We start from the raw sequence: 14,478 nt of genomic DNA, 5'->3' as shown, positions 1-14,478 counted from the left end.
GACCGTGGTCTTCGACGCGCCACCCGCCCCGTCCGCCGCGCACGCATGGATGCCGTCGAGCCCCTGCGGTTCCGGCTGCATCGATTCGATCGACCAAGTCGGCCCGGCGCGGGTGGCCGCCCGGCTGGCCGGAGTCGCCGGCCTGCTGCTCAGCTACCCGATCGCGCACGCGGTGACCCCGCGCGGCAAGCGTGCGCCGTTGCAGCGCGGCTACGCGCGCCTACTGCTCGGTTCCATCGGCCTGCGGTTGCGCGTCGTCGACAACCGGGTGACCGCGGAAGAGCGCGGTGTCGTCGATGAGGGCGACACCACGCTCGCACCCGCCGGTTTCGGCGCCGCAGGCCGGGGTGTGCTGATCGTCACCGGGCACATCAGCTGGACCGACATCGTCGCCTTGGCCTCGGTGCAGCCGCTCGGCTTCGTGGCCCGCGCCGACATGCTGGACTGGCCGATGATCGGAAAACTCGCCGAGTTGATGCGGGTGATCCCGATCGAACGCGAGAGCCTGCGGCAGTTGCCGGGCGTAGTGGCCGCGGTCGGAGCGCGGCTGGCCGCCGGTGAGCGGATCGGCGTCTTCCCCGAGGGCACCACGTGGTGTGGCCGCGCCTACGGCAGCATGCGTCCCGCGTTGCTCCAGGCGGCGGTGGACACCGGCACCCCCGTGCAGCCGGTGCGATTGCGGTACCTGGACCGGCACGGTGTGCCGTGCACGGTGCCCGCTTTCGTCGGCGTCGACACCTTCGGCTCCTCCGCCGGGCGGGTGCTGCGTTCGCGCGGAATGGTCGCCGAAGTGGTGCTGGAACCGGTGCTGGAACCCGGCCCCGACCGGCGCGAACTGGCCCGCCGCTGCGAGGCCGCCGTTCGCGGCGCCGCGTCGTCGCGCCACGAAACCACGGAATGGATCGAGGCGGGGCACACCCGAGTGCAGGACCCCTCGGTAGCGACCGTCGCCCCGGAGGTGCGCAGGCCGCGGCGCGTGTTGCGCGGTCGCCGCAATACCGCGGCCGTGCGGCAGGAGACGAAAGCGTAGCTGGGCTACACGGCGCGGCATAACGCGCGATAGTGGTTCGTATGCTTCCAGTTCTCGACCTCGCCGACGCCGACCGCGATCCGGAACGGTTCCGCGCAGATCTTCTGTCGGCCACACACGAGACCGGATTCTTCTATCTGATCGGTCACGGCATCGCCGCCGACCGGTCGAACGAGGTGGTGGCCGTCGCGCGGCGGTTCTTCGCGTTGCCCGCCGCCGCGAAGGAGGAGATCAGTCAGCTGAAGAGTCCGCAGTTCCGCGGATACTCCCGGCTCGGCGGTGAGCTGACCAACGGCAAGGTGGACTGGCGCGAGCAGATCGATATCGGTCCCGAGCAGAAGGTGATCGACGGCGCGGAGGGGTATTGGCGGCTGCAAGGACCGAACTTGTGGCCGTCCGCGCTGCCGGAACTACGCGAGGTATTCGAAGCGTGGAGCGAATCGCTTTCCGAGGTGGGCATGCGGCTGCTGCGACAGTGGGCGGTGGCCCTCGGCGCGTCCGCGGATCTCTTCGACGCCGCGTTCGCCGACCTGCCCGCCACCCTGATCAAAGTGGTGCGGTATCCGGGCAACGAGCAGAATCCGCAGGGGGTCGGGGCGCACAAGGATTCGGGCGTGCTCACGCTGCTGCTGGTCGAGCCGGGTTCACGGGGACTGCAGGCGGAGCTGTCGCCGGGAGAATGGGTGGACGTGCCGCCACTGCCAGGAGCGTTCATAGTCAACATCGGCGAGCTGCTGGAAGTCGCCGCAGGGGGATATCTGCGCGCCACCCGGCACCGCGTACTGGCGTCGGAGCCGGGCACCGATCGCGTCTCGATCCCGTTCTTCCTCAACCCGGCTTTGGACGCCACCATCCCGATCATCGAGCTGCCGCCCGAACTCGCGACCCGCTGTCGCGGCGTCGAGGCCGATCCGGACAACCCGATCTTCGACACCTACGGCGCGAACGCGTGGAAGTCCCGCACCCGCGCCCACCCGGAGGTCGCGTTGCTGCACCACGGCATCACCCCGGGCGAGGCCGTCAGCGCCTACTGACAGACGCGCCGCGGACTGTCGGCGCCGGAGGCAGCCGTGCGCCGCGGGTCGCTCTGCGCCGCAGGGTGTCGGGCCGCAAAATGCTCGAACGCGCGACGGGCGACTTCGCGGCGGCCGAGCGGGATCGCGCGCTGGGCGGGACCGTCGACATCGGGCGTCCGGGTCGACGTACGGGGCGAGCCGATGTCGGCTCGCCCCGTGAATCGTGGAAGAACTCAGAAGCCGCTTCCCGTCGGCGGCCGCCACCTGTTGTCCCAGCCGGGCCTGCCGTGATCCCAGTCGTCGTGGCGGTCGCGGCCGCGGAACCAGTCGTCGTTGCGGCCGCGGAACCAGTCGTCGTTGCGGCCGCGGAACCAGTCGTCGTTGCGGCCGCGGAACCAGTCGTCGTTGCGGCCGCGGTCCCAGTCGTTGTGCCTGCCGCGATTCCAGTCGTCGTGGCCGTGGCGGCCGTGGGTCGCATCGAGCTGGTCGGCCTGCTCGAGCACGATCGGGTCGGCGAGCGCGGGCACCGCGACGGCGGCGACCGGCATCAGGGCGAGTGCGGACGCGGCCGCGGCGCGTGCCAGCACGCGTCGCGTGCGTCCATGGGTGTGATGGTCCATCGGAACTTCCTCACTATCGATTCGTCCGGGCGTCGACCGCTCGGCGTTTCGGCCCCGGATCCACTCCCGGAACGGAACGGATCGGCGATCAACACGCTGAATAACGTACCGCTAAATAGCGGTACATTCAATAGGTGAAAACCCTGAGATTTCGCCGGTCGCAGGGCGTTCAAGCCTGAACCGGGTCCGTGAACGGACCCCGCGCGAGCGGGCGAGCAGGGGGGAATAACCGGCGGAGGGTGACGGCTATCCTTAACTGGTCATGAAGTCGGCTTTTTCGGGTCCGGTCAACGGTGCTGCGCCCCAGACGGTCTACCTCGATCACGCGGCCACCACACCGATGCTGCCCGCGGCCATCGAGGCGATGACGGCTGCCTTGCGCAGCACGGGCAACGCGTCCTCGTTGCACGGCTCCGGGCGCGCCGCCCGTCGGCTGCTGGAGGAGGCGCGCGAGTCGATCGCGGCAGACCTGGGCGCCCGGCCCTCGGAGGTCATCTTCACCTCCGGCGGCACCGAGAGCGACAACCTGGCGGTGAAGGGCATCTTCTGGGCGCGCCGCGACGCCGATCCGCGCCGGAACCGGATCATCGCCAGCTCGGTCGAGCACCACGCGGTGATCGACGCGGTGGAGTGGCTGGAGCGGCACGAGGGCGCGGAAGTCACCTGGCTGCCGGTCGACGCCGAGGGCGTGGTCGCGGCCGGAGCGCTGCGCGCCGCGCTCGCCGCCCATCCCGACGAGGTCGCGCTGGTCACCGTCATGTGGGCGAACAACGAGGTCGGCACGATCCAGCCGATCGTCGAAATCGCCTCCGTCGCAGCCGAATTCGGCGTGCCGATGCACAGCGACGCGGTGCAGGCGGCGGCGCAGCTGCCCATCGACTTCGCCGCGAGCGGCCTGTCCGCGGCCAGCTTCGCCGGGCACAAGGTCGGCGGCCCGCACGGTATCGGGGTGCTACTGCTCGGCAGGCAGGTGCCGTGCGTGCCGCTGCTGCACGGCGGCGGGCACGAGCGCGACCTGCGGTCGGGCACCTCGGACACGGCGGCCGCGATCGGGCTGGCCGCCGCGCTGCGCCAGACTTCGATCGAACTACACGCCCGGACCGCCGAGCTGGTCGCGTTGCGGGACGCGTTGATCGACGGCATCCGCGCGACGGCGCCCGACGCGGTGCTCAACGGTCCGGCCGGCGAACGGCGGCTACCCGGCAACGCGCACGTCACTTTTCCCGGCTGCGAAGGGGATTCGCTACTGATGCTGCTGGACGCGGCGGGGATCGAATGCTCGACCGGTTCGGCGTGCACCGCGGGCGTCGCCACGCCCAGTCACGTGCTGATCGCGATGGGTGTCGAACCCTGGCAGGCGCGCGGATCGCTGCGCTTCTCGCTGGGGCACACCTCGACGCGTGCCGACGTCGACGCAGTACTGAAAGTCTTGCCGCAAGTGGTGGAGCGGGCCAAGGCCGCGGGCCTGGCCGGTGCGAAAGGAGGTGTTTGATGCGGGTACTCGCCGCGATGAGCGGTGGTGTGGATTCGGCCGTGGCGGCGGCGCGTGCCGTCGACGCCGGTCACGAGGTGGTCGGGGTGCATCTGGCGCTGTCGGCGACACCGGGCACGCTGCGCACCGGATCGCGCGGTTGCTGCTCGAAGGAGGACGCGGGTGACGCCCGGCGCGCCGCCGACGTGCTCGGCATCCCGTTCTACGTCTGGGATTTCGCCGACCGCTTCAAGGAAGACGTCATCGACGACTTCGTCGCGGCCTACGCGGCGGGCGAGACGCCGAACCCATGCCTGCGCTGCAACGAGAAGATCAAGTTCTCCGCCCTGGCCGACCGGGCGGTGGCGCTCGGCTTCGATGCCGTGGTCACCGGGCACTACGCGCGGCTCGAGGACGGTGTGCTGCGGCGCGCCGTCGACGCCGACAAGGACCAGTCCTATGTGCTGGCTGTGCTGACCGCGCAGCAGCTCTCGCGCGCGATGTTCCCGGTGGGCGACACCCCCAAGCCGCAGATCCGCGCCGAGGCCGCCGAGCGCGGGCTCGCCGTCGCGAACAAGCCCGACAGCCACGACATCTGCTTCATCCCCTCCGGCGACACGCGCGCCTTCCTTGGCGCGAAGATCGGCATCCGGCCCGGCGCGGTCGTCGACGCCGACGGCCGGGAGCTCGCGCGGCACGAGGGCGTGCACGGATTCACCATCGGCCAGCGCAAGGGCCTGGGGTTGCCGGGTCCCGCCGCCGACGGCAAGCCGCGGTACGTCACCGGCATCGATCCCGAGTCCGGCACGGTCCGCGTGGGGTCGGCCGAGGACTTGCAGGTCTGGACGATCGAGGCGGAGCGCGCGATCTGGACGTCCGGCTCCGCGCCCGCGGGCCCGATCGAGTGCGTGGCGCAGGTGCGCGCGCACGGCGGCACCGCGCCCGCGGTGGCCGAGGCGGTGGGCGACGGACTGCTCGTGCGGCTGCGCGAGCCGCTGACCGGCGTCGCGCGCGGCCAAGCCGTGGTCGTCTACCGTCCGGATCCCGAGGGTGACGAGGTGATCGGCAGCGGGACCATCTCCGGCACCGCGCAAGAGTCTGTCACGAGTGAAACGGGGGCCGAGGCGGCGCGGTGATCCCGCACCATCCTCCGGTGTCGTCCGGTGCGGAAAACTGGGCTGTGACCGTCGAGAACGGCGGGTCCCGTAATGGCGGAATCGATCGGATGGAGTGCGGCAACGGTGTACGAGACCGGCACGGATGACGTGACGCGAGATGGCGGGCCGGACGTGACCGCCGAGCCGGTGCGCTTGCGAGGCGGCGTCGCCACCGGCGTCGGCTCTTGGCCGGGCACCGACCCGCGCGAGGCCGCAGCGACCATCGTCGGCGAACTCGGTGAGTTACCGCACCTGGTGGAGCTGCCCGGTCGGGGCGCGGGCGCGGACCTGGTCGGCCGCGCCTCCGCGTTGCTGGTCGATCTGCGTTTCGACACCACCTCCAGGGGCTATCGACTGGCGCCGCGCCCGGGTTCGGTCTCGCGACGCGCCCATGACCTGCTGCGGACCGATCTGGACGCGCTCGAGGAAGCGTGGGAGAACGCAGGCCTGTCCGGTCGCGGCCGGACGGTGAAGGTGCAGTCGGCGGGCCCGCTGACGCTGGCCGCGCAGGTCGAGTTGCCCGGCGGTCATCGCGTGCTCACCGACGCCGGCGCGGTGCGCGACCTCTCGGAGTCCCTGGCCGAGGGGCTGGCGCAGCACGTGGCGGAGGTGCGCAAGCGGCTCGGCGCGCAGGTCGTCGTGCAGCTGGACGAACCGTCGCTGACCGCCGTGCTGGACGGCTCCCTGCGCGGGGTGAGCGTGCTGAACACCGTGCGCGCGTTGCCCGAACCGGAAGCGCTGGCCGTGCTGGACGCGGTGATCACCGCACAGTCCGCGCCGGTGCTGGTGCACAGTTGCGCCGAGCCGCCCGCGCTCGGTGCGCTGCGCCGTAGCGCCGCCGCGGGGATCGGGTTCGATCTGAGCATCATCGGCACCGGGCAACTCGACGAGATCGGGGAGGCCATGGAAGCGGGCAAGCAGCTGGTGCTCGGTGTCGTCCCCACCGAGGCGCCGGCCACGACGGTCACCTGGCGTACCTTCGCCGAACCGGGCGTGCGGCTGATCGATCGGCTCGGCTTCGGCCGCCGCACGCTGGCGGAGCGGGTCGCGGTCAGCCCGGCATGCGGACTGGCGGGCGCGCCGCTGGAGTGGAGCAGACGAGCGCTGCGCTTGGCCGCGGACGTCGCGCGCGCGTATGCCGAAGAGCCGGAGGAGCTTTCGTTCTCCTGACGTTCCCGGACGCAAATCCCCGCCCAGGCCGATCAGTTTCGTGACGGGAACAAGCTCGGTCGCGGGCAGTTCGGGAAGGCTTTGATCTGGGGATCGCCAGTGCTGGCGGTGAATTACGGTGCGTATGGTGCAGCCCTTGGAACGTCCGGTCGTACTGGCGATGATCTATGCCGTCGGCTCGATCCTGCTCGGCCCGGCCATCTACCTGGGTGGATATTTACTTTTCACCGACGGGCTCATGGATTACTGCGATAGCGCCGCACGCGAAGGGGCGTTCAGAGCGGCGCAAGGTTTTCAAATCGCCGGCGCGAGCACCATGCTGGTCGCCGGGTTCGCTCTGCTGGCTGATCTGTCGGCTCATCGCCATCGGATCAGCCGACTTCGATTCTTGTCGAGCGGCTCCGGAGTTTTCGCCATGATGTGTGGGTTCGGCTTCGTCATCATATTGTCCGGACCTTCGGGTCAGGTCTGTTCGCCTGGATGACAGCTCTAGAACTCGATCTGCCGGTGCGGGCGCCACACCGTCGAGACGGGCATGCCGCGCGTCGATGCCGCCACACCGCCGGAACGCTGTGCTCGCGCCGAGAAACGGACCGGCCGGAATTCGTGTCTGCCAGGGCGGCGACGTGCGCGAACACGGCGGCTCCCTGTCGGTGGCCTCCGCTAATGTGCGATGGGTGAGTGACAGCGAGAGCGCGGCGGCCCCGGCGACGCCAGAGCAGCGGGTGGACTGGCAGCAACTCGCGGACGAGGTGCGTGAGCATCAGTTCCGCTACTACGTCCGGGACGCGCCGATCATCTCCGACGGCGAGTTCGACGCGCTGTTGCGGCGGTTGCAGGCCATGGAGGACGAGCATCCGGACCTGCGCACGCCGGACTCGCCGACCCAGCTGGTCGGCGGTGGGTTCGCGACCGATTTCACCGCCGTCGACCATCTCGAGCGGATGCTGTCGCTGGACAACGTGTTCGACGTCGACGAACTACGCGCCTGGGCCGCCCGGGTGGAGGCGGAGACCGGGCCGGACCTGCACTATCTGTGCGAGGTCAAGATCGACGGCGTCGCGCTGAACCTGGTCTACGAGAACGGCAGGCTGGTCCGTGGCGCCACCCGAGGCGACGGACGCACGGGTGAAGACGTGACGCTCAACGCGCGCACCATCGATGACATCCCCGGCGAGCTGAACCCCAGCGACGAGTTCCCGATCCCGCGACTACTGGAGGTCCGCGGCGAGGTGTACTTCCGGCTGGAGGATTTCGAGACGCTCAACGCCGCCATCGTGGCCGAGGGCAAACCGCCCTACGCCAACCCGCGCAACACCGCGGCCGGTTCGCTGCGGCAGAAGGATCCGTCGGTCACCGCGCGGCGCAGGCTGCGCATGATCTGTCACGGCTTCGGCCGGATCGAGGGCTACACGCCGACCTCGCAATACGAGGCGTACCGCGCGCTCGCCGCGTGGGGCCTGCCGGTGTCCGAGCACACCAGACGGGTGCAGGGCATCGACGCGGTGATCGAGCGGGTCGCGTATTGGGGCGAGCACCGGCACGACATCGAGCACGAGATCGACGGCCAGGTGATCAAGGTCGACGAGACCGCGCTGCAACGCCGCCTCGGCTCCACCTCGCGGGCTCCGCGCTGGGCGATCGCCTACAAGTACCCACCCGAGGAGGCGACGACCAAGCTGCTGAACATCCAGGTGAACGTCGGCCGCACCGGGCGGGTGACGCCGTTCGCGGTGATGGAGCCGGTGTCGGTCGCGGGGTCGACGGTCGCGATGGCCACCTTGCACAACGCGGCCGAGGTCAAGCGCAAAGGCGTGCTGATCGGCGACACGGTCACCATCCGCAAGGCGGGTGACGTGATCCCCGAGGTGCTGGGGCCGGTGGTGGACGCGCGCCCCGAAGATGCGCGCGAGTTCGTCATGCCGACGCACTGTCCCGAATGCGGCACCGAACTGCGCCCCGAGAAGGAGGGCGACGCCGACATCCGCTGCCCGAACCAGCAGTTCTGCCCGGCCCAATTGCGCGAGCGCGTCTACCACGTGGCAGGCCGCGGCGCTTTCGACATCGAGGCCCTCGGTTACGAAGGCGCGATCGATCTGCTGAAGTCCGGCGCCATCACCGACGAGGGCGACTTGTTCGACCTGGACGAGGCGACGCTGCTCACCACGTCCCTCTACGCCAACAAGAACGGCAGCCTCTCCGCCAACGGCAAGCGGCTGCTGGAGAACCTGGCCGCGGTCAAGAACCGGCCGCTGTGGCGGGTGCTGGTCGGCCTGTCCATCCGGCACGTCGGCCCCACCGCGGCGCGGGCGCTCGCCGCCGAGTTCGGCAGCTTGGACCGCATCGAGGCGGCGTCGGTCGAGGAATTGGCCGCCGCCGACGGCGTGGGCCCTACCATCGCGGCCGCGGTGGCGGAGTGGTTCACCGTCGACTGGCACCGCGCCGTGGTGGCGAAGTGGCGGGCCGCGGGTGTGCGGATGGAAGACGAGCGGGACGAATCCATCGAGCGCAACTTGGAGGGTCTGTCCATCGTGGTGACCGGTTCGCTGCAAGGCTTCACCCGCGACGGCGCCAAGGAGGCGATCCTGGTGCGCGGCGGCAAGGCGGCCAGTTCGGTTTCGAAGAAGACCGCGTTCGTGGTGATCGGTGACGCGCCGGGGTCCAAGGCCGCCAAAGCGGAGGAACTCGGTGTGCCGATTCTCGACGAGGAGGGGTTCCAGCGGCTGCTGGCCGGTGGTCCCGAGGCGGTCACGCCGGAGACGGCCGCGGAGGACGCCGAAGCCGAGGAGTGATCGGCGCTTGACCTGAAGATACGTTGAGGTATGAGGATCGACTGGTAGGCGACTACCAGGAGGTCATCATGTCTCGTCCTACCGCACTGATCACCGGCGCATCGGCAGGATTCGGCGCTGCGCTCGCGCGGGCGCTGATCGAACAAGGGTGGCGGGTGCTGGGGACCGGGCGTCGTGCCGACCGGTTGACGCGGGTGGCCGCCGAACTCGGGCCGTCGTTCCAGGCGGTCCCCGGCGACGTCACGGATCCGGCGGATCGCGCCAGGTTGGCGGACGCCGCGCGCGGTGCGGGGGAACTCGCCCTGGTGGTGAACAACGCCAGCCGTCTCGGGCCGAGTCCGTTGCTGGGCCTCGCGGACTATCCACTCGACGAGTTCGAGCGCGTCTTGCGCACGAATGTGGTCGCGCCACTGGCGATTCTGCGCATCGTGCTGCCGCTGCTGCGGCCGGACGGCGTTGTGGTGAACATCAGCTCCGACGCCGCGGTTGAGCCGTATCCCACGTGGGGTGGATACGGTTCGTCGAAGGCAGCGCTCGACCAGCTCACGGCGATCCTCGGTGCGGAACATCCGGGCCTGTCCATCTACGCGTTCGATCCCGGCGACATGCGTACCGAGATGCATCAGGCCGCGTTTCCCGGCGTCGACATCTCCGACCGGCCCGAGCCCGCGACAGTAGTGCCCGCGCTGCTGCGGTTGCTCGCCGAGAAGCCGAAGAGCGGGCGTTATGCCGCCGCGGATTTCGTGGCCGGGCGGGCGTCATGACGGTGCGGACCGAACTGCCGTTCTTCGATCTGTCCCCGGATCGCAACGCCACCCTCCCGCCCGAGGCGAGAGGGATGGCGCGCGACGAGGTCCGTTTGCTCGTCGTCGAGGACGGTCTGACGCACGCCCGATTCCGAGAGCTGCCCGACCGCCTGCGCCCGGGCGACCTTCTGGTGGTGAACAACTCGGCGACCATGTCGTCGGCGGTCGACGCCACGATGGACGGCGAGCCGGTCGTGCTGCATTTCTCCACCTGGCTGGACGACGGCCGCTGGGTGGTCGAGGTCCGGACCACCGAACGCACTCCCTATCCGTCCGAGGGGCTCTCGGCCGGGACCGTGTTGCGTTTGCCGGGTGCGACGGCCACACTGCGGGCGCCCTGGCTTCCCGGCGGACGTCGTCTCTGGAGTGCGGACGTCACCGGCGACGTGCTCGGGTTGCTCGCCGCACACGGCCGCCCCATCACGTATGCCTATGTGCCGCAGCGGTGGTCGGCGGCCTATTACACGACGGTCTTCGGCAGGGTGCCGGGCAGCGCGGAAATGCCGAGCGCGGCACGGCCGTTCACCGAGCGTGTGGTGTTGGATCTGATCACCGCAGGGGTTGCTCTCGCGCCGATCACCCTGCATACCGGCGTCTCCTCGCCCGAGGCCGGGGAACCGCCGAGCCCGGAACGGTTCGCCGTTGCCGCCTCGACGGCGCGGCTGGTGAACGACACGAAAGCCGCCGGTGGGCGGGTTGTCGCGGTGGGCACGACGGTGACGCGGGCGTTGGAGACCGCCGCCGACCCGGCGGGACTCGTCCACGCGTCGCGCGGGTGGACCGACCTGGTGCTCGGCGCACGGCGACCGGCTCGTGTGGTGGATGGTCTGATCACCGGTTGGCACGCGCCCGGCGCGTCACACCTGGATCTCCTGGTAGCAGTGGCGGGGGAGGAAACCGTCGCCGCCGCGTATGCCGCCGCCGTGGACACCGGCTACCTGTGGCACGAGTTCGGCGACAGCGCTCTGCTGTTCGGGCGTGGCCCGCTCAGTGGACCGTGACCGTGGCGCCCAGCTGGCCCGCGATGTCGAATCGCCCGCAACGGCCGTCGCTCAGGTCGAGCTTCTGGGTGATGATCTTGCCGCGGCGATTCTTGAACGTCGCCTCGGCGGACACGTCGGCGCTCGCCGTCGAGCACACCTTCGACACCACGCCGGGCGGGTCGTAGCTGACCGTCCCTCCGCCCTGGCAGGTGTTCGTGCTGTTGGCCAGGAACACGCGTGCGGTGCCCTCCGGACACGGCGCGTCCGCCACCGCCTCCGGCGCCACGGTCAGCGAGCCCAGCGCGAGCGCGGCGACGGCGGAGCCTCCGACCACTACGCGACGAACCGTCGATCCCATCGTTACCCTCATCCCATCGAACAACTTCGGCAGTACGCCGCGGCAAGACCGCAGCGTGCAGGCATGCTAACCCGCTATCACGCCTGCTGTCCTGGCGACTGCTGTCGAGCTACTCCGGAAACAGCAGGTTGTCGACGGCGATGGTGGTGTCCGCATAGCGGACCGGGATGTGGTCGCCGGGCCGGTACTCTTTGCGAGTCCGGTAACCCGTGGGTATCGGTTCGGTGTGCTCGTAGATCACGGTTCTCGTGACTACCCAGTAGGTCGAATACCCGGCGCGGCCATACAGTTTCGCTTTGACTCCGAGGTCTTGCATCACCGTTTCGTCGGAGATTTCGATGACCAGGAGCACATCAGCCGGATCCCACACAGCGATTTTCGAACCGATCAAATCGACCTGATCCGCGTCTGCCCGCAGTACCCAGCAGTCGGGATCGGGTAGCGACTGGGCGGTGGGCAGCGTCTCGCTGGTCACCTCGACCCCCTTGGTCGGAAGCTCCCGCGCGATGCGAAACACCGCTCGGCCGTGCCACGACCCGATAACCACCGGCCATACCTCCCCCTCGACGAGTTCGACACGATGGTCGAACGCGCCCGCCTCCCACGCGCGCAGGAACTCGCTGCGCGTCCAGCGGTAGGCGATCGAAGCCTCGGTCATGCGATCAGGGTACCGTGCCGCCGATCGCGCAGCCATCGGTCGCAGACCTGTCCGCCCAGGTAATGCTCGTGATCGAACAAAGAGAGGGCGGACGTTCGAACCTTCGGCGAACCGTGTGTGGGCTCGGTGCGCGTGTCGCCGACGTGGGGCAAGATCAGGCGCGGATCGCGGACGCTACCGGCCTGATGTCGCCCACCCATGCCACAGACGGAAGTATGGCGGCATGCTGCGCAGTTTTCAGGTGACCAATCACAGATCGCTGGCCGACGAGCAGGAGTTGCGGCTCACCAGAGGAAGCGGGCCGGTGGCGGTGCCGGTGACCGCCGTGCACGGCGGCGCCGCTGCGGGCAAGACGAACCTGATCGATGCGCTCGGGCAGATGCGCGACGCGGTGTTGCACTCGGTGACCGGGTGGGACCCGTACGCGGGCCCGGTGCGGGCGCCGCACCTCGGATTCCCGGACCGGCCTTCGGAGTTCGTGGCGGCGTTCGTCGCCGAGGGCGTGCCGTACACCTACGGGTTCCGGCTGGACAACGCCGACGTGACGGCGGAATGGCTGCACACCCATCCGCGCTCGCGCAAGCGAATCGTGTTCGAGCGCAACGGGGAACAGATCAAGATCGGCCCGATGTTCGAGGCCGCGCGCTACGGTATCACCGCGCTGGCTCCGCTGGTTCGTCCGAACGCGTTGCTGCTCAGCCTCGCCGGTCAGATGTACTCCGACGCGCTCGTGCCCGCCTACCGCTGGTTCGATTCCATGCTCGAAGTGCAGCGCGGTCCCGCCGAACCCGACGCCATCGCCCATCGGCTGGGCAGTCACATCTCCCGATCCCCGGACAACGCGGCGCGGCTGCTGATGCTGCTGCGTACGGCCGAGTTGGGCATCACCGACCTGCTCGTCGCCGAACACGACCCGTTGTACGCCGACTACCTGCGTGATCTGGACGCCGACATCGCCGGTCTCGGCAAACAGATCGATCTGTGCGCCTCCTCGCCCGGCCACGCTGACCAGTTGCTGCGTGACAACGGCCTGACCCCGGTGCTGCTCGAACGTGAGCTGACCAATCTGAAGGCCGCACGTGACGCCTTGTACACGCGCATGGTGGCCCGGCGCGGCGTCGGCCTGAGCCTGGTGCACGACGGCATCGACGCCCCGTTCGGGATCGGCGACGAATCCTCCGCCACGCTGTCGTTGCTGCGGGTCCTGCCCGCCATGCTCGACGCGCTGGACGAGGGCCGTGTACTCGCCGTCGACGACATCGGCGCGTGCCTGCCCGCGGAGGAGACCGATCGGTTGATCCAGCTGTTCCAGAATCCGGAGACGAATGCGCGCGGGGCGCAGTTGATCTTCACCACGAACAATCGGACGCTGATCGATCGGGGCAACGGACGATCGCAACGCACCCGCACATCGGTCTGGCAGGTCCGGCGCACGGCTCAGGGCGCCAGCGAGCTCACGCCGGTGTGACGCGACTTAGCATGGGGGCATGTTGGAGTTCGTCGCGCTGGTAACCCTGACCGCGGTGCTGGTGTCGCTGATCGTGTTCACCATCCGCGGCAAGCGGGGCTACCGCCCGGCGAACCCGGAGGAGGGGACGCTGTACGTCACCGGTGTGAGCCCGCGCCCCGACGCGACGGGCGAACAGTACGTGACCATCACCGGGAATCTGAGCGGTCCTTCTGTCTCCGGCAAGGTCGTGTACGGCCGTTTCGCCTGGGACACGAGTTCCTGGCCGTCGATCGGCGACCTGCTCACCGTCGTCTATCCGGCGGGCAAGCCCGACCGCTGGCAGATTTCTCGTCCCGGCTGAGCGGTCGCCGTGCCGTAGCCCACACTATGGTCGATGGCATCATGCCGGGTATGGATGAGCGGGACGCGGGTGTCGTCGTCCGGGCGGCGCGGCCCGAGGAGTACGCGACGATCGGCGAGTTGACGGTGGAGGTCTACGTCGGCGAAAGCTACGTGGAAGCGGGCAGCTGGTACGCGGGCGAGCTGGCCGACACCGCCCGCCGCGCCGCCTCGGCCCGGGTCCTGGTCGCCACGCACGCGGGCCGGATCGTCGGCTCGCTGACGGTCGCGCCCGCGGGTAATCCGTACGCGGAGATCGCGCTGCCGGGTGAACTCGAGTTCCGCATGCTCGCCGTCGCGAAGACCGCGCGCGGACTCGGCGCCGGGACGGCACTGGTGCGCAGCGTGCTCGATCTCGCCCGCGCGGAAGGTTGCGCGGCGGTTGCCCTCACCACCATGGCCGCCATGGTCGACGCCCGGCGGATATACGATCGCTTCGGCTTCCTCCCCGTACCGAGCCGGGACTGGCGTACTCCCGCGGGGGAGCTGCTGCATGTGCTCCGGCTACCGCTCGGCCCTTCTGGCGATTCCGCCTAGGTAGTCGTCCGCGGCGCGGAATCCGCTGCGC

General features: G+C 69.7%; 15 protein-coding genes. 12 read left to right on the top strand and 3 right to left on the bottom strand.

Translation table 11 applies throughout. From position 1 onward, the window contains the following. Positions 1–4: 4 nt before the first annotated feature. Both ACL03I_RS10555 and ACL03I_RS10550 read left to right on the top strand, forming a co-directional pair. Positions 5–1,030: a lysophospholipid acyltransferase family protein gene (locus tag ACL03I_RS10555; protein ID WP_412805786.1), complete on the top strand. Its 1,026-nt coding sequence runs from the start codon at positions 5–7 to the stop codon at positions 1,028–1,030. 41 nt (positions 1,031–1,071) lie between these two features. Continuing rightward, positions 1,072–2,064, top strand: coding sequence for an isopenicillin N synthase family dioxygenase (locus ACL03I_RS10550; RefSeq protein ID WP_412805785.1), 993 nt, complete (start codon positions 1,072–1,074; stop codon positions 2,062–2,064). A gap of 215 nt (positions 2,065–2,279) precedes the next feature. On the opposite strand, the gene ACL03I_RS10545 is transcribed toward ACL03I_RS10550, so the two are convergent. Then, complete coding sequence (locus ACL03I_RS10545; RefSeq protein ID WP_412805784.1) at positions 2,280–2,666, bottom strand: hypothetical protein; 387 nt, start codon at positions 2,664–2,666, stop codon at positions 2,280–2,282. Positions 2,667–2,928: 262 nt separating this feature from the next. Between ACL03I_RS10545 and ACL03I_RS10540 the strand changes: the two genes are divergently transcribed. The 7 genes from ACL03I_RS10540 to ACL03I_RS10510 all read left to right on the top strand — a co-directional run bounded on the left by ACL03I_RS10540 (position 2,929) and on the right by ACL03I_RS10510 (position 11,063). Beyond that, positions 2,929–4,158: a cysteine desulfurase family protein gene (locus ACL03I_RS10540; protein WP_412805783.1), complete on the top strand. Its 1,230-nt coding sequence runs from the start codon at positions 2,929–2,931 to the stop codon at positions 4,156–4,158. Next, positions 4,158–5,273 carry a tRNA 2-thiouridine(34) synthase MnmA gene (gene mnmA, locus ACL03I_RS10535; RefSeq protein WP_412805782.1) on the top strand — a complete coding sequence of 372 codons (1,116 nt, stop codon included), beginning with the start codon at positions 4,158–4,160 and terminating at the stop codon, positions 5,271–5,273. The genes ACL03I_RS10540 and mnmA overlap by 1 nt, the downstream gene beginning before the upstream one ends. Before the next feature lie 72 nt (positions 5,274–5,345). Continuing rightward, positions 5,346–6,464: a methionine synthase gene (locus ACL03I_RS10530; protein ID WP_355078791.1), complete on the top strand. Its 1,119-nt coding sequence runs from the start codon at positions 5,346–5,348 to the stop codon at positions 6,462–6,464. A 136-nt stretch (positions 6,465–6,600) separates the two neighbouring features. Beyond that, positions 6,601–6,948 carry a hypothetical protein gene (locus ACL03I_RS10525; RefSeq protein ID WP_412805781.1) on the top strand — a complete coding sequence of 116 codons (348 nt, stop codon included), beginning with the start codon at positions 6,601–6,603 and terminating at the stop codon, positions 6,946–6,948. 193 nt (positions 6,949–7,141) lie between these two features. Next, positions 7,142–9,256 (top strand): NAD-dependent DNA ligase LigA, encoded by a 2,115-nt coding sequence (gene ligA, locus ACL03I_RS10520; RefSeq protein WP_356961128.1) that lies wholly within the window; start codon positions 7,142–7,144, stop codon positions 9,254–9,256. A 68-nt stretch (positions 9,257–9,324) separates the two neighbouring features. Then, positions 9,325–10,020, top strand: coding sequence for an SDR family NAD(P)-dependent oxidoreductase (locus tag ACL03I_RS10515; protein WP_356961129.1), 696 nt, complete (start codon positions 9,325–9,327; stop codon positions 10,018–10,020). Continuing rightward, positions 10,017–11,063 (top strand): S-adenosylmethionine:tRNA ribosyltransferase-isomerase, encoded by a 1,047-nt coding sequence (locus ACL03I_RS10510; protein WP_412805780.1) that lies wholly within the window; start codon positions 10,017–10,019, stop codon positions 11,061–11,063. Before ACL03I_RS10515 ends, ACL03I_RS10510 begins: the two co-directional genes overlap by 4 nt. Here the strand turns inward: ACL03I_RS10510 and ACL03I_RS10505 are convergent. Together ACL03I_RS10505 and ACL03I_RS10500 are read right to left on the bottom strand one after the other, a co-directional pair. Beyond that, a complete protein-coding gene (locus ACL03I_RS10505; protein WP_157170886.1) occupies positions 11,050–11,403 on the bottom strand; it encodes a hypothetical protein in 354 nt (117 codons plus the stop codon). The genes ACL03I_RS10510 and ACL03I_RS10505 overlap by 14 nt on opposite strands. 109 nt (positions 11,404–11,512) lie before the next feature. Beyond that, positions 11,513–12,061: a Uma2 family endonuclease gene (locus tag ACL03I_RS10500; RefSeq protein WP_355078795.1), complete on the bottom strand. Its 549-nt coding sequence runs from the start codon at positions 12,059–12,061 to the stop codon at positions 11,513–11,515. 223 nt (positions 12,062–12,284) lie between these two features. On the opposite strand from ACL03I_RS10500, the gene ACL03I_RS10495 reads away from it, so the two are divergent. The 3 genes from ACL03I_RS10495 to ACL03I_RS10485 are packed head-to-tail and all read left to right on the top strand — an operon-like array spanning position 12,285 to position 14,447. After that, a complete protein-coding gene (locus tag ACL03I_RS10495) occupies positions 12,285–13,529 on the top strand; it encodes an AAA family ATPase (protein ID WP_355078796.1) in 1,245 nt (414 codons plus the stop codon). Positions 13,530–13,548: 19 nt separating this feature from the next. Further along, positions 13,549–13,872: a hypothetical protein gene (locus ACL03I_RS10490; RefSeq protein ID WP_355078797.1), complete on the top strand. Its 324-nt coding sequence runs from the start codon at positions 13,549–13,551 to the stop codon at positions 13,870–13,872. Between the two features lie 50 nt (positions 13,873–13,922). Further along, the gene (locus ACL03I_RS10485; protein WP_379253350.1) at positions 13,923–14,447 is read left to right on the top strand and encodes a GNAT family N-acetyltransferase; all 525 of its coding nucleotides are present in this window, start codon (positions 13,923–13,925) and stop codon (positions 14,445–14,447) included. Positions 14,448–14,478 lie beyond the last annotated feature (31 nt).

It is taken from the genome of Nocardia sichangensis (assembly GCF_047200615.1).
Classification (GTDB): domain Bacteria; phylum Actinomycetota; class Actinomycetes; order Mycobacteriales; family Mycobacteriaceae; genus Nocardia; species Nocardia sichangensis.
This window is presented reverse-complemented; position numbering and strand designations above follow the sequence as displayed.